We start from the raw sequence: 18,287 nt of genomic DNA on the forward strand, positions 1-18,287 counted from the left end.
TGTTTGCTTTCTAAAGGGGTGAGTTGCCCTGCGGTTAAGGCAGGTTCAATACGGAACGTGTGTCTGCGGTACGATCATGCAGACGCTTGAAAGAATGGAGGACATTGTCTTGGTTCAATGTTCAACCGAGTTACGCGCAAACCACCCACCTGAGTAGATGTGGAATGCGCGTCTCCAATGCTGCACGTCCATCATCTACACAGGGGCACGGTAACAGGAGCAAAGCCGTTACTTCCCCTATCTATGGTTGGATTTGTCATCCTGTAGGCTCTAATCATCCGTTATGACGAACAGCCACCGTCAAGCGCCAGCGATCGCCACCCCACGCAATGCCTGAATGGTGGCGATCGTTGCCTCTGCCACGCGATCGAGTTCTGCTGCTGTGTTGAACCGCCCAATTCCAAAGCGGATGGAGGCAAAGGCCAGATTGTTCGATCGCCCCAGTGCGGCTAATACATGCGATGGTTCAATGTTGGCCGACGTGCAAGCCGAGCCGGAGGAAACAGCTACCACTGGCTGAAGCCCCAGCAATAACGCCTGACCATCGACCCCATCCACGCTGATGTTCAAGTTTCCCGGCAGCCGTTGGCTGGGATGACCATTAAGATAAATGCCATCCAAACTCTGTAACCGTTGCCACAGGCGATCGCGCAACTGAGTCAGGCGATCGGCTTCTGCCTCCATTTCCGTTTGGGCAAGCTGCACCGCTGCCGCAAAACCAACAATTTGCGGTGGATACAGCGTTCCCGATCGCATTCCCCGTTCGTGCCCTCCACCATGCAACTGCGGCGCAAGCTGCACCCTGGGGTTTCGGCGGCGGACATAAAGCGCTCCAATGCCTTTGGGTGCGTAAACTTTGTGCCCCGTCAGCGACATCAGGTCAATCTGCATGGTTTGCACATTCAGCGGAATTTTGCCGATCGCCTGAGCGGCATCGCTATGGAACAACACACTGCGGCTGTGACACAGGGTACCGATCGCCTCTAGAGGCTGCACTACACCGATTTCATTATTGGCAGCCATGACCGACACCAGAATTGTATCTGGACGAAAGGCGCGTTCTAGTTCCTGCATATCAATCAAGCCATCCGGCTGCACCGGCAGCACCGTTACGTCAAACCCCAACGATTGCAGATAGCGGCACGGGTCAAGTATGGCGTTGTGTTCGGTTTGTACCGTGATGATATGACGGCCACGAGTAATATACGCTTCGGCTACACCTTTAATCGCCAGGTTGTTGGCTTCTGTAGCTCCACTGGTAAAGATGATTTCTTCGGGCGTGGCGTGAATTGCTGCCGCTATGGTTTCGCGGGCTTGCTGGACGGCGGCCTCTGCTTCCCAGCCATACTGATGGGCGACGCTGGCCGGGTTGCCAAAATGCGTGGTGAAGTAAGGCATCATTGCCGCCAAGACTCGTTCATCAACCGGGGTCGTTGCGTGGTGGTCTAAATAAATAGGACGATGCGGCATGATAGGGGCATGTACCTCAACTCGCTAATTACATTATCTCAACTCAAATCTATTCGATGGGCTAATTGCTGCCCCGGTAGCGCTAGTGATGACTATTCGTTCTGCAACCCCATTCGATGATGCAGCGATCGCCGCAGTGCATCAGCAAGCCTTTGCACGACCCAATGAAGCTCGCGTGGTAGAACGCATTCGTCAATCCGAGCGCTACCTGCCCACGCTTTCCCTGGTAGCCGAGCAGGATGGGGCGATCGTCGGCCACATTTTGTTCAGCCTGATCGATTTGGTCAATAACGAGATAGTGTTGCCTGTTCTAGGATTAGCACCGCTGGCGGTTCATCCCGGTTGGCAGCATCAGGGGATTGGCAGTGCGTTGGTTCTGGCCGGTTTAACCAGTGCTGCCGCCACAGACGCTCCGCTGATCGTGGTTTTGGGGCATCCCTCGTTTTACCAGCGGTTTGGGTTTGAGCCAGCCAGCCAGTTTGGAATTACCGCCCCGTTTCCGGTTCCAGACGAAGCCTTTATGGTCAAATGGCTCAAGCCACAACAGGATAGCGGCGATCGCTATCAGGGGCGGGTTATCTATCCTGCTGCGTTCCAGGAAGTGTAGAACAATTACAAAGTTTCTGAAAACTGTTAGATAATTAGAGACTGAGTCCGCCCCGCTGTTAGGGAATTATCTCTGGCATCGTGGTTTCGCCACCATTGACCACCCCAGGCTATGACAACCTCCGATCGCCGACCCGTCCTTTTAGATTTTGAAAAGCCCTTAGTTGAACTAGAGGCGCGAATTACGCAAATTCGTGAACTCGCAGAAGAAAACGACGTTGATGTCTCGGAACAGATCTGGAAGCTAGAGGAGCGAGCCGCCCAACTGCGTCAAGAAATTTTTCACAGTTTAACCCCGGCGCAACAGCTACAGGTGGCACGCCATCCGCGCCGTCCCAGCACGTTGGACTACATTCAGGCCATTAGCGACGACTGGCTGGAACTGCATGGCGATCGCACCACGGGCATGGATGACCCGGCGATCGTAGGCGGCGTGGCTCGGTTGGCTGGTCGCCCGGTGATGATGTTGGGTCAGCAGAAAGGGCGAGACACCAAAGACAACATCACCCGTAACTTTGGCATGGCGCATCCCGGTGGCTATCGCAAAGCGATGCGGTTGATGGAACACGCCAATCGCTTTGGGATGCCGATTTTAACCTTCATTGATACTCCTGCTGCCTATCCTGGGGTGGAAGCAGAGCGGTTAGGGCAAGGAGAAGCGATCGCCTACAACCTGCGAGAAATGTTTCGCCTGGAAGTGCCGATCATCTGTACTGTAATTGGCGAAGGTGGGTCAGGTGGCGCGCTGGGAATTGGTGTGGGCGATCGGCTGATGATGTTCGAGCATTCCGTTTATTGTGTTGCGCCTCCTGAAGCCTGTGCCGCTATCATTTGGCGCGATGCCAGCAAAGCCCCCCAGGCCGCAGAAGCGTTGAAGCTCACCGCAACCGATTTGAAGCATTTAGACATTATCGATCAGGTAATTCCAGAACCGCTGGGCGGTGCCCATGCTCATCCTGTCAAAGCGGCTGAGAGCCTGAAGCAGGTCTTGCTCGAAAACTTATCAGAGCTGCTGCAAATGACTCATCAACAGCGGCGGGAACTGCGTTACCAAAAGTTCCGCAACATCGGCGTGTTTATGGAAATGTCTGCTTGAGCGTTATCACCACAAACCGTTAGCCTGAATCAACCGTTGGCTGAGCCTTGTTTTCGTGGAGCATTAATTCTTGAGGCATTAAAGAGACGCGATTGCCAGTGCTATAATTCTGAAGGAAACAATTGTTTACATTGTTCCTAATCTTTGAGCGGCTGCTCCCTTGAGCGCTGGCTTTTTTAGCGCTGTTGTTAACTAATAGGCGCGACTTTAAAGGTTTTATCCCAAGTCATCACTGGAGAAGAACAGAGCCGATGGAGGCACATAAAGCACATCTTTTTTGCAACGACTGCACTGCAAAACTACCCTGGGCTAGCACCAGAGTGCTGATTACCTGTTGTCCATCTGTTCATCTTCCGGTGTTTATCTAAGCCTAATCTGCCGTTAATCGTTTATTGCACCCCGACCTACTAATCTTGAACAGACCAACGAACCGATGTCCTAAGCTTTGGCTGAATAGGACACCAATGAACTTGGCAAAGATTTGGAACCTTTCATGATTGCAACAAACCGTCGTGCCCTGATTACAGGAGCCAGTAGTGGAATTGGTAGAGCAACTGCGATCGCCTTTGCTAAGGCCGGAATCGATCTGGCGCTGGTGAGTCGTTCTCAGTCCAAACTGGACGCTGTTGCCGCCGAAGTGAGCCAACTGGGTGTCGCGGTCAATGTGTATCCGTGTGATCTGTCTGCCGTGGAAACGGTGGAAGCGCAAATTGGCGCGATCGCGGCTGATTTCGGTTTAGACATTCTGGTAAACAGTGCCGGAATTGGCTACACCGGAGATCTGCGGGATACATCGCTGGCTGACTGGCAGCAGGTGATGACCATTAATCTGACCAGCGTGTTTCAGTGCATTCAGGCCGTTTTACCGGGAATGCGCGACCGCCAACAGGGCACGATCATCAACATCGCGTCCATTGCCGGATACCAGGCCTTTCCGGGCTGGGGTGCCTACAACGTTAGCAAAGCCGGATTGATTGCCCTATCCAAAACGCTGGCGGCTGAAGAACGAGCAAACGGGATTCGAGTCGTTATCCTCAACCCTGGGGCGGTCAATACCTCCCTTTGGGATACAGAGACGGTTCATGCTGATTTCGATCGCTCTCGGATGCTGACCCCCCAAACGGTTGCTCAATCGGTGCTTCATGCCGCGACTCTCCCCTCGGAAGCGGTGATTGAAGAACTGACGGTCATGCCAAGTGCTGGAGCGCTGTAGCGTTTCATCGCTTCCTCTTTGCCCCGTTTAACCATTTTTGGAGACTTCTGAGTACTTATGTCTATTGCTTCTTCCAACGGCTACAACGGCCAAAACTCGAAACCCACAGCCGATTCTACCCCCTCTGAGACGGCTAATACAGCGCGTCTTGAATCTAGACCCGATCGCAACACGTCCCACGGTCAGGAGTCGCAGTTGAAAACCACTCCAGAGGTTGCTACAGATGAAATGATGGACGCGGTGCGTACCATTCTGCTAGGCGTGGGTGAAGATCCGGAACGGGAAGGGCTGCTTAAAACCCCCAAGCGGGTCGCTGAGGCCATGCAATTTCTGACGAATGGCTATCATCAATCCCTGGAGGAGCTGGTTAATGGTGCCATCTTCGACGAAGGGCACAACGAGATGGTGCTGGTCAGAGATATCAATTTCTTTAGCCTGTGCGAACACCACATGCTGCCCTTTATGGGAAAAGCTCATGTGGCTTATATCCCCAATGAGAAGGTCGTGGGCTTAAGCAAAATTGCTCGCATTGTTGAGATGTATGCCCGTCGGTTACAGGTACAGGAACGGTTAACTCGTCAGGTTGCAGAAGCGGTTCAAACCATTTTGGAACCCAGAGGCGTGGCGGTGGTTATGGAAGCAACCCACATGTGCATGGCAATGCGCGGGGTGCAAAAGCCAGGTTCCTGGACGGTGACTAGCGCAATGGTCGGTGTTTTCCAGGATGACCAGAAGACTCGCGAAGAGTTTCTCAGCTTAATTCGTCACCAGGCTGCATTCTTCTAGACGAGCAGAAATAGGGGCAAAGCGTAGAGGGTGTGGGCGATCGACCCACACCCCTTCTCGTTTGGAGCCTTCGACGCGATCGCTCACCGCTCAACCAACGACGACTGCGATCCCAGCAGCGGTTTGGCCTTCAATCGTTCGAACAGTTGAGCCACCCGGTCAAGATCTTTGTACCCTGGTGAAATTTCGACTCCGCTGGACAGATCAATCCCATGCGGCTGAATTTGGCTCAGTGCGTTTAGCACATTGTCGGGATTGATGCCTCCGGCTAAAAACCAGGGACAGGTTGGACAAAATTGCTGCAAGGCCGACCAATCCAGGGTTTTACCTGTGCCACCCAGCACATCGGGATGGTATGCATCTAGCAATAAGGTATCTACTGCGCCGTAATACAACTGAGCTTGCTCTAAGGCATTGCTGTTGCGAACTCGCAGCGCTTTAATAACTTCAATGCCAGGCAATGCTGATTTGAGCTGGCGGCAAACGGCGGGCGATTCGTTGCCGTGAAGCTGAACTCCGTTTAGGTTGGCGATCGCCACTACTCGCACCATCTCCTCTAGGGGCACATCGGCAAACACCCCAACCCGATCAACCGGAACAGCCAGGTGTTCGACAACGGCTCGGATTTGCTCTGGTACAACGTAGCGAGGCGACTGCGGTACACAGATAAACCCCAGAGCGGTTGCGCCTAACCGGGCGATCGCAGCTCCCTGCTCTGGTTGTGTAATGCCGCAGATTTTGACTCGCATGATTAACTCATTGCCTCTAAATTCAAGTTGGGATACAGCAACCACCAGGATGCTCAAATCCATTCAACCAGTAGTTTAGCCGCTGAACGGCTCAGCCACCCTGGAATCAACCCATTGAGCAACTGCTTCCAGAATTACATAGTTTTGTTTCAGTTTTTCCAATAACTGTTAACTCTTCAAACAATTTGGAATTCAGGATCAGGCACTTTTTTATAATCCTTATTGCTTTGAGACTTTAGCCATACAAAGTTTAGGCAGGAGATTGTAGAGCGTTTGTTCTAATCGTGACTCTGTGTCCAGCATCAATTCATGTGTTGTCTGCACACCTGATATCTCTGAGCCAAACCCTGGGCGCTGGCTTGAAGCAAACCCATATCAAATAGAGTTAGGAGAAGAAGTCTTGATGTCATCTACTTTATTATTGGCTGTTGCTCGAACCACTAGCTGGTCGCCTAGCGTCGGGTTGGTGATGATTGTTTGTAACCTGCTGGCTATTGCCATTGGCTACTATGCCATCCAGAAGCGGGGAGTTGGCCCATCCTTACCCGTTGAAGTGCCTGCCATGTTTACCGGATTTGGCATTCCAGAACTGCTAGCCACTGCAAGCTTTGGTCATATTCTAGGGGCTGGTGCTATCTTAGGCTTGTCTAACGCTGGCATTTTGTAATCGGATTACAGTATTTCCATCTCTAAGCCATCCATGATGGCTCAGGGGGCGATCGCTGCATAGTCACGGAAACCGCACAACTGTGGTGTCATTGCCTCAGTCGTGTTTGGGAGCCGGAAGACCAGCAGGGTCGCCTCTTTCGATTTTCGGTAGAATCGAAGAAAGCTCAGGATAATACAAGATTCTACCGGGAGTGTCAGCCTGCTGGCTGCTTCTTGGAATCACTACAGTTAAGGACAGCGGCATGAAATCTGGTTGGCGAATTGGCTCACTGTTTGGTATTCCCCTGCTGATTGATTCCTCTTGGTTTTTGATTCTGGCCTTCGTCACGTTTTTGTACGGTTCGGCCTGGCAGACTCAAAACTGGTCATCAACCACTGCATGGATTGCCGGATTTGCCATGGCGCTGTCGCTGTTTGCCTCGGTGTTGCTACACGAACTGGGGCACAGCCTGGTGGCGCGATCGCAAGGTATCAACGTCACCTCAATTACGCTGTTCCTATTTGGGGGAATTGCCTCAATTGATCAGGAGTCTAAAACGCCGAGTCAGGCGTTTCAGGTGGCGATTGCCGGACCAGGGGTCAGCTTTCTGCTGTTCCTGCTATTGACGGTGATTAGTCAGGTTTTGCCGCTGCCAGAACCCATCAGCGTTGTGATTAACAACCTGGCCGGCATCAACCTGGTGTTAGCCATTTTCAATATGATTCCCGGCTTGCCGCTAGACGGTGGGCAGGTGCTTAAGGCGGCCATTTGGAAAGCAACTGGCAGTCGGCTGCAGGGGGTTCGCTGGGCGGCGAAGTTTGGGCAACTGTTGGGCTGGGCAGCAATCATCATTGGGTTTACGCTGTATGTCAGCTCCTCGTTTACCCGAATTGGGATGCTGTGGATTGCGTTGTTAGGATGGTTTGGTGTTCGTAATGCCAGTGCTTACAGCCGCGTTACCGATTTGCAAGAGGCGCTGGTTCATCTCAACGCGGCAGCAGCGATGGGGCGCGAGTTTCGGGTGGTGGATGCCAACATGACGCTGCGCGAGTTTGCCGACAAATACCTGATCGAACGTGTGCAATCCGGTGAATATTTTGCCGCGTCGGACGGTCGCTATCGGGGGCTGGTGGTCGTGGATGATTTACGCCAGGTAGAGCGGAGCCTGTGGGAAACGCAAACCCTGCACGACATTGTTCATCCGTTGGCCGATATTGCTACCGTGACTGAATCGACCCCCTTAACCGAAGTGATTGAGCAGTTAGAAGTTGGCTCGCTGCGGCGCATTACGGTGTTAACGCCTGCGGGTGCGGTGGCCGGGGTGATCGATCGGGGGGATGTAGTGCGATCGCTGGCCGAAAAGCTCAATATGCCTATTTCCGATACTGTGATCAAGCGGATTAAAGAAGAAGGCGCTTATCCACCCGGTTTGCAGCTCCAGGCGATCGCCAAAGCCACCAACGAATCGGCTTAACAAACATCTCACCTATCGCCGTCTTGCCGCAGGGTTCTGCACCCCCTACAGGTGTCGGGCTACACATTGGACTCGCAAAACAGCTTTTAAGCGAAATTGATTGCAACTGTGCGGAACGCGCGATCGCTTCCGGCAGTCATGCTATACAGATTCGCTCCCTTCATGCTCATTGAACAATCGCGGCTGGTCTTCTCCCCAAATGACTCGCCAGTGGATTGTGCCCTATTCGTGTTAGCGGCTAGCCGTTTGGGTTGCCGTCACATTATTTGAGGATCAACATGAACGTATTACCGACTCTCGATTTAGATGATCTGGTTGATGATGTGCTCGATGTCGTTGACACTATCTTTGACAACGTTGATGATCTTGACCTGCTCGATGGCCTCAGAAGTTTGTTCGATCGCCTGGATGATGTTGATCTGGATCGCTTTGTTGGCAGCGACATCGTTAGGGGCGGCATCGGCAATGATGTGGTCACTGGATTCGTCGGCAGACGGGTATTGCTGGGGCTGCTGGGTAATGATGTTTTGATTGGGCGGATAACAGATGACTTGCTCAACGGTGGGGCAGGCGGCGATCGCCTCAACGGACGCGGCGGCAAGGATATTCTGGCGGGTCTGCTGGGCAGAGATGTCCTCGACGGCGGCAGAGGAGATGATATTCTCGCAGGCGGCAAGGGTCTGGATGATCTAATTGGCGGCCTGGGACGCGATACCTTTGTGCTCGAACCGAATGCCGGGCGCGACACCATTTTCGATTTCAAAGTTGGTTTTGATCAGATCAGAATTCTGAACGACATCGACTTCAGCGATATTGCCATCACCCAACGGGGTCGCGACGTGTCGATTAGCTACGACGACAAAACGCTGGCGTTATTGAAGAACGTCAAAGCCGACCAAATTACCGCCGTGGATTTTGTCAATTAGGTTGCTATACCCGCAGCGTCTCCTGGGCAAGAACAGCTTGCCATTCTGACTCTGCCAAGGGTTGGTGCAAAAACTGCACCCCAAAACACTGACTGGCGGCACGAGTCAATGCTTCAGTCAGCGCTTGAATTGGCGGATCGGGCAGCACGTTCAGCGGTGGCCGTTCCGTTTCAAACACTCGGTAAAACAGGTCAGGGTCTAAACTGAGCTGAATCGACCCGTGCTGCAAAATGGCATCCCCTCGGCGCAGTTGGGCACTGCCAATGATCTTGGTGCCATCTGGCAGCACCAGATCGGCTGTGGTCGCGGTACCAAAGCAGTTGGGATTGTGGATGTAGCCGCGTCCTGCCTGCCCAAACTGAAGCTGGATGCCGAGCGATCGACATCCGGCAATCAAAAACTCACACAGGGTCTGATAGGCTTGCATTCGGTTGCCGCCAATGCCAGAGGTCACTACAGCGTAGGTTAATTCCCCTTGATGCAGTACCGCCCGCCCACCCGTGGGGCGACGAACCAGATCGATGGGTTCTCCTTTCCAAGTGAGATGCTGCCAGCGCTCAGGATACCGACGTTGATGATAACCCAGGGAAATGGCGATCGGCGACCAACGGTAGAAGCGCAGGGTCGGCGGGTGAAGCCCTAAACAATGCTGCTCAAACAGCCACCGATCAAGCTGCATTTGCACCTGACCGGACGCTTGCAAGCAGGGAACGAAGCGCCACACAGAAGCTGTCAACCGGGTTAGCTCTTGCCAAATTCGGCTTGCAGCGCTTCGTCATACTCATCGGCGATCGTGGCAACGACCGTGATATTGCGAGAGACTTCCGTTGGCGAGAGTTCGGCTACGGTGCGCTGCGACGAAACGACAATCTGACCGTCGAGAATGCCAAAGTACGACTCATAAGTGCTAGACCAGTTCAGCTCTAGCAGTTTCCGCATCAGTTGCGGTTCGTTGTTAGCAGGTAGCTTTAAAACCGGCGACCAAACCGTCAGCATGTCTTCGTCTGTCGTTCCTGTCAGTTGAACAAAGACTTCCACGGTTCCATACTTAAACTTCCACAGATAACCGTCGTCTGTATGGCTCACCATCGCGCTGTTGTCTTCTTGCAGACTGGAGATGACGGTTTCAATCACCTCTAGATGGTTGGCAGCGATAGTGGTTTCGCTGACGAGGCTTTGCTCAGATGATTGGTCTGGGTCGTTTTTGGGATTGTAGGTCGTCATAATTCAGGAATTTGCCTCAAACCTTGCCATCACAACTCTAGCTTCTATGGGGTTTATCGATTGGAAGTTGCGTGATTTTTTTTACGTTCGATCGCCCCCTCTGTAAACGTTGACCGTCCATTGCTGTCGAGGACAGACCTAGACTCATCCCAACGCTTCATCACCCCTGGAGAGTTTGCTTTCAGACCGACCTAACTGTAGCGCAAGGAGCGAACGGGCAGTCTCCCACCTTTGGTATATTGCGCTGGGGTTTGAAAGCGCTCGTCGATGGGTTGCCCTGGCGTTAAGAGGTCGGTGCAGGCAAGGGTGCCTGCGCCAGTTCGATCGCCTTCAGAGCCGCCTGAATCAGGTTGGAATAGTGAGGTTGAGAAATATCAACCTCCTGAGCCTCTTCACGGCTTTTGCCCAGCAGTCCTCGCTGGTGCTGCGGTTGAACGGCTAATATTTGACCTTCGGCGTTTCTAATTCGCAGTTCTCGTTCAGTTGCCACCTGGGAGATGCAGCAGGTGTAAGGGCGATCGCCATAGTAGAACTCGGCTTTGGCCGGAAGTGGGGCGTTGAGGTTTAGCGTCAAGTGGGTTTCTTGGGCTGAGGGCAAGGGTGGCGATGCCGCCAGCGGCAGGCGAACCCCAACGAGTTCCAGTTCTACGCTTTTAGAGCCGTTCCATTCGTTGACGCGCAGCCGATAGGCGATATCGAGCCGACTGGGGAGCGGATAATATTCGCCCCAACGCCATGCGATCGCCTTCATCTGTTTGCCGTTCGTTTCGCAGGCCAGGGTTAGCTTGAGATGCGCGCCCTCTTTGCCGATCGCTCGCTGTTCCAAAATTGGCACATTAGGTGTCCAAAAGACCGGATCGGGGTTTTCGATGCCGCAGGGGTGCAGGCGATCGATCTGGTCATACAACGGCAAATCGAGCTGGCCCAAGGTTGCCTGAGCATCAATGACCACCAGCGGCTTCAGGTGTTCAGGACGAAGCTGCATGGCCGCAACGCTTTGCAGCCGCGATCGCACGTCGTCCAACTGCTCCGCCTTGAAGGAAAACCCACCCGCCGCCCGGTGTCCGCCAAATTTTCCCAGCAGGTCGGCACAACATTGCAGGGCTTCAAAGACGTTGAATTCTGGAATGCCACGGGCAGACCCCCGAATGTGATCCTGCTCCTGCGATTCGTAGGTGCCAATAAACACGGGCACGCCATAGCGCTCTACTAAGCGAGAGGCCACAATGCCGATCACGCCGTGATGCCAACCGGGTTGCACAATCACAAGCACCTGCTCCTGGGTGGGATTGAACTGCGTCTGTTCGCACCAGGCGATCGCGTCTTGCTCAATTTGTTCGCACAACCGCTGCCGCGTCTGGTTAATTTGCTCGCACTGCATCGCCAGTTCCAGGGCGCGACCGTCATGGTCGGTGGTCAGCAGTTCAATCACAATTTGCGGGTCGGCCAGACGACCGATCGCATTAATGCGCGGCCCCAAACGAAAGCCGATCGCTTCTGGCTTCAGCGCTTTTTCCTGACTCAACCCGGCCACTTGAATCAGCGCTTGCACTCCCGCCAATTTCGATTTGGGCAACAGTTTTAAACCCCGTCGTACCCAGCGCCGATTAACCCCAGTGAGCGGTGCCAAATCGGCGATCGTCCCCAGGGTGAATAGCTCAATCAGCGGTGTGGTCAAATCGTGTGTCTTCTGTAAACATTGCGCTAAACATACCGCCAGAATGTACGCTACTCCCACACCCGCCACGCCCCGGTAGGGCGACTCTTCTGCAATCAGTTTGGGGTTGAGGATAGCATTGGCTGGCGGCAATTCTGGCGGAATGTCGTGATGGTCGGTCACGATCACGGTTAAGCCCAGCTCTCTGGCACGGGCGATCGGTGCGGGGGCGGCAATGCCGTTATCGACGGTGAGAATTACACCAAACCCTTCCTGGTGAAATTCTTCAACCATGCGCTGATTGATGCCGTAGCCCTCCTGCATCCGGCTGGGAATGGCGTAGTCTACGTGCGCTCCTAGCGATCGCAACGCCCGCAGCAGCAGCGCCGTGCTGGTCATGCCATCGGCATCGTAGTCGCCGCAAATGGCGATCGCCTGATGGGTTGAGATCGCCCGCATCAACAGCTCTAGTGCGATCGGCAAATCGGGAAATTCCACCAGTGGCGATGGCAACGACTGCGCCTCTGGTTGTAAAAACGTTTGAACCGCCTCAGGCGTATCCATTCCCCGATTGATTAACACCTGCGATAGCAGCAGGGGAAGTTGGGTAAGCTGTGATAGCTGAATTGCTCGTTCTGCCTGAGCTTCAGCAATGCGCCAGCGTTGATTGGGAATACGCATTTGTCGGTGCGGTGCGGTTGATTGGAAAATCGGCACGATCGATCCAGGTTAAGGGATAGGGGTGCGCGGCCACGGGGTGCGATGGTTTGGGGAGTCGCTGTATCAGCTTCGCATGAGCGTTTGCTTCCTGGCAAAAATAACATTGATCTCGACTCATCACCTCAACGGGCTAGAACACAGCCACCTTGCCATCATTTTGAATATAAACGGAGCGATCGCCTGGGGGTTGCCCGCCTGGAAAAATTTCAATCCGCAGGGTGCGCTCATTCGGGCGAACCAACTGTGCCCGGATCGACAGAGCCGTTTCATCCCAAAATACGACTGAGGTGTTTGGTGCCGTGCCAAAACTTGAATCAATTTCTAACGCTTGCCCCGGCAATAGCGGGATTGGATTTGTTCTTACGATCTGCTCAACCTGCACCAGGCTCGATGTGTGGTTCACCATTTCCAACCGAATCGGCTGCCCCGGTGTGAACTGAATTTGCTGAGCAACACAGTTTGTTGCACAGGTTTGAGCCAGTAAACCCGACAGATCAGCCGGGGCAATTAGCCATACTGTCGTGCCTAAAGCAATCGATACACCCTTTGCCACAGCGACCTCCCAGCTATTGAAGCGGCATTAAAACCAATCAGCACGATGCAATGTGAGTAAAGACATCAACCAAATAGAATGAGCGGCTTAGCCCTTAATGTCAATCGATTCAGTCAACGGCTCATTCTGTTCACGGTGAGTTGATGGTGCTAGTTAAAAAAAACGACAAAATTTGACAGTTATATACACAGTGCGAAAGTATAAATACAATGTAAAAAGTGCAAAAACGTTGTCTGCTTTTGCGCTGAACATTAAGTGACCAATCTCGGTGTTTACCACTGCTGACCATTGCTGCATTATCGTTTTGCAACCAAGTGTACTCGCCTCTAAGACTCGAAGCTCGGAGCTAGAGCATTTCAGGCCGTTGCCGACCAAACTATGCAGGTGATTCAAAGGTCATGGTCTGACTGCAAACACCGTTGCTGCTAGCGGCACCGCTCAGCGTCTCGACTCATACCGGGCTGTTTTTAAGGCAAAATCTCGGCTGGTCTTGACTCTGACGGTTCGCACATTGAAGGTAGGCTACGTACCTCAAAGCAAGAAGCGGCGGCTGTTATGGAAGAGTGACAGGTCGCGTCTGTAGCGGCACAAAATAGTCGAGATGTCCGACTGTGTCGAGATGTTTTGCGCTGCTCGTTGCGGTCAGACGAAACCAACTGGAATCAGGGAATCCTGTGAGCTTGTTGCAAATGGTGCTGGGTTTTGATGGCAACGGTTGGCAAATTAAACCAATCAGTAAGGATCTATCGCTACATGGAATTCTCGATCGCAACACTGCTGGCAAATTTCACAGATGATAAACTTGTTGCCCCCAAGGTTTTAGAGAAAAAGCTGAACTGTGAGGATGAAGTCGGTGTTCGGCGGCTTCAAATTGCTCTCGATGCCCTGGAAAAAATCGGTATTTTAGTTAAAGAGCGGGGAAAATACCGCCGCATTTTTGAAGAAGATGTGGTTGAGGGTCGGCTGCGGTGTTCCAGTAAAGGCTTCTGCTTTGCCATTCAAGATGTGGAAGCGGCAGAAGACATCTACATCCGTGAAAGCCATCTCAGCACAGCCTGGAATGGCGATCGCGTCCTGGTCAAGGTTACGAAAGAGGGCAGCCGGCGGCGCAGTCCAGAGGGTGAAGTTCGCCTGATTTTAGAACGAGCCAACTCGTCGGTGCTGGCGCGGGTCAAGCAAGACAGCAACAGCTATCGCGCTACCCCGTTGGACGATCGCCTGCTGTTTGAACTCGAAATTAAGGCCAACGGTCTCAACCTGGAAGAAGCCGTTGACCAACTGGTGCATGTTGAAATCGTGCGCTATCCGCTGGGTTCTTACCCCCCGTTGGGTCGGGTTGCTCAAATTTTGGGCAGCGATGCCCAGGCCGCATCTGAAATCGATATTGTCTGCTGTAAGCACGATTTGCCGCGTCTGTTTCCGGAGGCGGTACTTAAAGCCACCAAAACCCTGCCCGGAAAAGTCCGTAAGACCGATCTCAAAAATCGGCTCGATTTTCGCCATCTGCCGACCATCACCATTGATGGCCCCACCAGCCCCACCGGGCCAGCCATTGATGACGCGCTGACCCTGGAAAAACTAGGGGACGACCTCTGGCAAATTGGCGTTCACATTGCCGATGTGTCGTACTACATTCCGCCGGGTTCACCGCTCGACCAGGAAGCTCAACGGCGCGGCAACTCGATCTATCTCGGAGAAACGGTACTGCCGATGTTCCCAGAGCAGGTGCATCGTAATTGCACTCTGATTCAAGGACAAGATCGCCTGACGGTATCTGTTTTGTTGCAGGTAAATGCCAGTGGAGAAGTGCTTGAATTTGAAATTCAGCCCAGTGTAATTCAGGTGGATCATCGGCTCGATTACCAGCAGGCGCAGGCGATCGTCCAGCGGCACCAGTCGCCTGAAGAAACACCCGCCCCAATGGCATATGAACTGCCCCCAGTGGAAACCCTGCAAGAGTTTGAATCCATCTTTGAGATGTTGGATCAGCTCTTTCAACTGAGCCATGCGGTGCGGCTACAGCGGCAGCAGCGCGGTGCGTTTGATTTGAACTTGCCCGAAAAGATCTTTCCAGATGAAACGAACCCAGAGTTAGGAAAATTCCTATCCACCAAGTTCCAGTACGACGATGAAGGTGCCCTGGGTGCCATGGTCGTGTCGTCCTTTTTACCCGCCCGCTCGATTGTGACGGAGTTCATGCTGCTAGCGAATCAGCTCGTAGCGTCCCATCTGCGAGCGCTGCAAGTGCCTGCTATCTACCGGGTGCATCGCATTCCTGATCCGGCAGATGTTCAGGAAATTCTCAAGCTGATCAGCAACATGGGCATTGATTACCGCCTGGAGGATGAAGAAACGGTTTATCCCCGCGACTATCAAAGCCTGGTGCAGCTCTTTTCCACCTCCAAAGCAGAAAAAGTGCTGACGTATTTGCTGCTATCTACGCTAAAACCAGCAACCTACAGCACGTCTCCAGGGCCCCACTTTGGTCTGGCGCTGGATTTGGGGTATACCCATTTCACCTCTCCTATGCGGCGCTATCCCGACCTGTTGGTGCATCGTGTTTTACATGCGGTGTTTGAACATGGGCGCGATCGCCGTTCCAGCCGTTCGAAAGAGCGGGTGAACCTTCGCAATAGCACCTGCCACGGCAAGATTACCTGGAACATTCTGCCCAACGACGTTCAGGAAGCCCTAGAGGAGCATTTTGCTTCGGTGGCGGTGCATGTCAGCGAACGGGAAAAGCTGGCACAGGAAGCTGAAACCGACCTGGAAGGGTTGAAGAAAGCGGAATTCATGCAGCAGCACACGGGTGAAGTGTTCCACGGTTTAATTACGGGCGTTCAGTCCTATGGCTTCTTTGTCGAAATTGAGGAACTGTTGGTAGAAGGGCTGGTTCATGTCAGTTCGCTGAAAGACGATTGGTACGAATATCGATCGCGGCAGCAAAAACTGGTTGGGCGCAAGAACCGGAAACAGTATCGCCTGGGCGATCGCGTTGAGGTTCAAGTCAAGAGCGTTGATTACTACCGTCAACAAATTGACCTGGTTGCAGTTGGCGGTGGCAGCGAGGCCACCGATGATGAGGCTCCCGATGAAGCCCCCGATGACGAGATGGACGAATTGGGGCTGGATGCTGAACTGGATGCAAACGACAGCATTCATGCCAATCCCTACGAGGACTAGCCTATGAGTACAACTTCAGCCGATGAGGACTCGTTAGAGTCCTCGTCCAGTTGCTTGCGGTGTTAAAGCCAGGTTAGTGTGCCATGCAACAGGTGCCGTGCAAAAACAGTCTTTGCCGGGGTCGCTAGACAATAAATTAGAGAATTTGGCTTCAGCGGCTTGAAATTAGGGGTTAGGGTAAGGTTAGGGGCTTCAATTAACCGAACCTCATTTTTAACCACCCACTTCACTGACTGTTAATGACTTCGGCAAGTACACGTCCTCTAATTTTGGGTATTACTGGTGCATCTGGCTTGGTGTATGCTGTTCGCGCCATCAAGTTTCTGCTAGAAGCAGAGTATGCGATCGAACTAGTGGCTTCTAAATCAACCTACATGGTGTGGCAAGCCGAGCAAAACATCCGAATGCCAATGGAAGCGGTGCAGCAAGAGCACTTTTGGCGGCAGCAGGCGGGTGTTGACGATGGCAAAGGCAAACTCCACTGCCACCCCTGGGGAGATGTCGGCGCAACGATCGCTAGCGGTTCCTTTCGCACCGTTGGCATGTTGGTGATGCCGTGCAGCATGAGTACCGTTGCTAAGCTTGCCGCCGGACTGAGTTCCGATCTACTAGAACGAGCCGCCGATGTCCAGCTTAAGGAAGGGCGTAAACTGGTCTTAGTGCCCCGCGAAACGCCGTTTAGCCTCATCCACCTCCGTAACCTGACCCGTTTAGCAGAAGCGGGTGCGCGCATTGTCCCTGCCATTCCTGCCTGGTACCACAACCCGCAAACCGTTCAGGATCTGGTGGATTTTGTGGTGGCTCGCGCGTTGGACCAGTTCGAGATGGACTGTGTTCCAATTCAACGCTGGCAAGGTCATTTGCAGGAGGTTGACCCGTAATTTAGTTATCACGTTTGTTTGTCAGCATTCCCCTGCCCATTGCACCCTTTGTTTCTCACGCCTCAATTGAGGAGGACATTATGCCAGCGACACGCATTCTACTCTTGCTCTTAATTTTGGGAGGCTTGATTCTATTTGCCTTGCAAAATTGGTCGCCGGTTTTGCCGCTGGTTATTTTTGGGCTACAAACGTTGGCTTTGCCGCTGGCCTTTTGGATGCTGGGAGCGATCGCCGCTGGGGCATTGACGACGTTAGTGGTGGCTGGTTTGTTCAGTTTGGCGAACCTGACCTCTGGAGGACGGCGATCGCGTGCGGCTCAACGAGCTGCCACCACTCAGGCGGCTAGCGCCAGCAACAACGCCACCTGGAACTTTGGTTGGACGGGAAGCCAGACTGCTCAGCCGCAATCAGAATCAGCTTCGGCGGGCTATTCTGGCGGCAACCGTAGCCGCGACAGGGACGACTGGGAAGGCAGCGGACAACAGAGCGAAGAGTGGGAGGACTGGTCGGGCTTTCAGGCTCAGGCACCCAGCCGCGAACCCGTTGACGGTATGCCAAACATCAGAACCCCGGTTCAGGATACAGAAGACCAGGAATGGTCAGATTGGGATGGCTTTGAAGAGGGGCAAGAGCCAGCCGATCGCGCTTCCCGCTCATCGACACCCCCACCCCGCACCGATTACGAAATTCCGCAGGAGCCGGTTAACCGCTCTCAAACCGGATCAATGTATTCCTACAGCTATCGCCGCTCCGATGACACCCGAGCAGATAACACTAGAGCAGATAGCACCAGAGCAACTAACACCCGAGCAAATCAGCCAGATAAATCAGAAACGGTCTACGATGCCGATTTTCGAGTCATCCGACCGCCCTATCGTCCAGAACCCGATGCCGAACCAGAATTTGATGAACCCGATGCCGCTGATTCTGGCTTCGATGAATCGTTTGACGAACCGGGCTATCGTGAACCCAGCTTTAGATCTCCCGCTGCGGCTGACCGTGGAACGGCGGACGAAGACGATTGGGACTTTGATGATGATTGGAGCGATAGCCCCAAAAACAAAGACTGGTAAGATGAGAACCGTTTGACAGGTTCGTTG

The 18,287-nt window shown here is 53.3% G+C and carries 16 protein-coding genes; 10 read left to right on the forward strand and 6 right to left on the reverse strand.

Translation table 11 applies throughout. The features are described from left to right. Window positions 1-300 precede the first annotated feature (300 nt). Window positions 301-1,470: an IscS subfamily cysteine desulfurase gene (locus IQ268_RS14735; protein ID WP_193880212.1), complete on the reverse strand. Its 1,170-nt coding sequence runs from the start codon at window positions 1,468-1,470 to the stop codon at window positions 301-303. Between the two features lie 88 nt (window positions 1,471-1,558). Here IQ268_RS14735 and IQ268_RS14740 point away from each other — a divergent pair, with 88 nt between their 5' ends. The 4 genes from IQ268_RS14740 to folE all read left to right on the forward strand — a co-directional run bounded on the left by IQ268_RS14740 (window position 1,559) and on the right by folE (window position 5,171). After that, window positions 1,559-2,077: a GNAT family N-acetyltransferase gene (locus IQ268_RS14740; RefSeq protein WP_193880215.1), complete on the forward strand. Its 519-nt coding sequence runs from the start codon at window positions 1,559-1,561 to the stop codon at window positions 2,075-2,077. A 111-nt stretch (window positions 2,078-2,188) separates the two neighbouring features. Then, window positions 2,189-3,172, forward strand: coding sequence for an acetyl-CoA carboxylase carboxyltransferase subunit alpha (locus IQ268_RS14745; protein ID WP_193880218.1), 984 nt, complete (start codon window positions 2,189-2,191; stop codon window positions 3,170-3,172). A gap of 493 nt (window positions 3,173-3,665) precedes the next feature. Further along, window positions 3,666-4,385, forward strand: coding sequence for an SDR family oxidoreductase (locus IQ268_RS14750; protein ID WP_193880221.1), 720 nt, complete (start codon window positions 3,666-3,668; stop codon window positions 4,383-4,385). A 57-nt stretch (window positions 4,386-4,442) separates the two neighbouring features. Further along, entirely contained in the window at window positions 4,443-5,171 is a 729-nt protein-coding gene (gene folE / locus IQ268_RS14755) for a GTP cyclohydrolase I FolE (protein ID WP_193880223.1), read from the forward strand. Window positions 5,172-5,254: 83 nt separating this feature from the next. Here the strand turns inward: folE and IQ268_RS14760 are convergent, their stop codons facing one another. Beyond that, the gene (locus tag IQ268_RS14760; RefSeq protein WP_193880377.1) at window positions 5,255-5,920 is read right to left on the reverse strand and encodes a phosphoribosylanthranilate isomerase; all 666 of its coding nucleotides are present in this window, start codon (window positions 5,918-5,920) and stop codon (window positions 5,255-5,257) included. A 403-nt stretch (window positions 5,921-6,323) separates the two neighbouring features. Between IQ268_RS14760 and psaK the strand changes: the two genes are divergently transcribed. From psaK to IQ268_RS14775, 3 genes are all read left to right on the forward strand, one after another. Continuing rightward, entirely contained in the window at window positions 6,324-6,587 is a 264-nt protein-coding gene (psaK, locus tag IQ268_RS14765) for a photosystem I reaction center subunit PsaK (RefSeq protein WP_193880226.1), read from the forward strand. Between the two features lie 244 nt (window positions 6,588-6,831). Further along, a complete protein-coding gene (locus IQ268_RS14770; RefSeq protein WP_193880229.1) occupies window positions 6,832-8,043 on the forward strand; it encodes a site-2 protease family protein in 1,212 nt (403 codons plus the stop codon). Window positions 8,044-8,321: 278 nt separating this feature from the next. Further along, window positions 8,322-8,969, forward strand: a complete 648-nt coding sequence (locus IQ268_RS14775; protein WP_193880232.1) for a calcium-binding protein — start codon at window positions 8,322-8,324, stop codon at window positions 8,967-8,969. Between the two features lie 4 nt (window positions 8,970-8,973). On the opposite strand, the gene IQ268_RS14780 is transcribed toward IQ268_RS14775, so the two are convergent. The 4 genes from IQ268_RS14780 to IQ268_RS14795 all read right to left on the reverse strand — a co-directional run bounded on the left by IQ268_RS14780 (window position 8,974) and on the right by IQ268_RS14795 (window position 13,123). Then, window positions 8,974-9,648: a biotin/lipoate A/B protein ligase family protein gene (locus tag IQ268_RS14780; protein WP_193880380.1), complete on the reverse strand. Its 675-nt coding sequence runs from the start codon at window positions 9,646-9,648 to the stop codon at window positions 8,974-8,976. A 62-nt stretch (window positions 9,649-9,710) separates the two neighbouring features. Further along, window positions 9,711-10,193: a YbjN domain-containing protein gene (locus IQ268_RS14785; RefSeq protein WP_193880235.1), complete on the reverse strand. Its 483-nt coding sequence runs from the start codon at window positions 10,191-10,193 to the stop codon at window positions 9,711-9,713. Between the two features lie 283 nt (window positions 10,194-10,476). Then, window positions 10,477-12,561: a single-stranded-DNA-specific exonuclease RecJ gene (recJ, locus tag IQ268_RS14790; protein WP_370584666.1), complete on the reverse strand. Its 2,085-nt coding sequence runs from the start codon at window positions 12,559-12,561 to the stop codon at window positions 10,477-10,479. A gap of 139 nt (window positions 12,562-12,700) precedes the next feature. Next, window positions 12,701-13,123 (reverse strand): hypothetical protein, encoded by a 423-nt coding sequence (locus tag IQ268_RS14795; RefSeq protein ID WP_193880238.1) that lies wholly within the window; start codon window positions 13,121-13,123, stop codon window positions 12,701-12,703. A gap of 753 nt (window positions 13,124-13,876) precedes the next feature. Between IQ268_RS14795 and IQ268_RS14800 the strand changes: the two genes are divergently transcribed. The 3 genes from IQ268_RS14800 (at window position 13,877) to IQ268_RS14810 (ending at window position 18,260) form a co-directional block, all read left to right on the forward strand. Further along, a complete protein-coding gene (locus IQ268_RS14800) occupies window positions 13,877-16,306 on the forward strand; it encodes a ribonuclease R family protein (protein ID WP_193880241.1) in 2,430 nt (809 codons plus the stop codon). Between the two features lie 239 nt (window positions 16,307-16,545). Further along, a complete protein-coding gene (locus tag IQ268_RS14805) occupies window positions 16,546-17,187 on the forward strand; it encodes a flavin prenyltransferase UbiX (protein WP_193880244.1) in 642 nt (213 codons plus the stop codon). Window positions 17,188-17,267: 80 nt separating this feature from the next. Then, window positions 17,268-18,260 carry a hypothetical protein gene (locus IQ268_RS14810; RefSeq protein ID WP_193880247.1) on the forward strand — a complete coding sequence of 331 codons (993 nt, stop codon included), beginning with the start codon at window positions 17,268-17,270 and terminating at the stop codon, window positions 18,258-18,260. The last annotated feature ends 27 nt before the right edge of the window (window positions 18,261-18,287 follow it).

The sequence above is a fragment of the Oculatella sp. LEGE 06141 genome (genome assembly GCF_015207605.1).
GTDB lineage: Bacteria > Cyanobacteriota > Cyanobacteriia > Elainellales > Elainellaceae > Oculatella.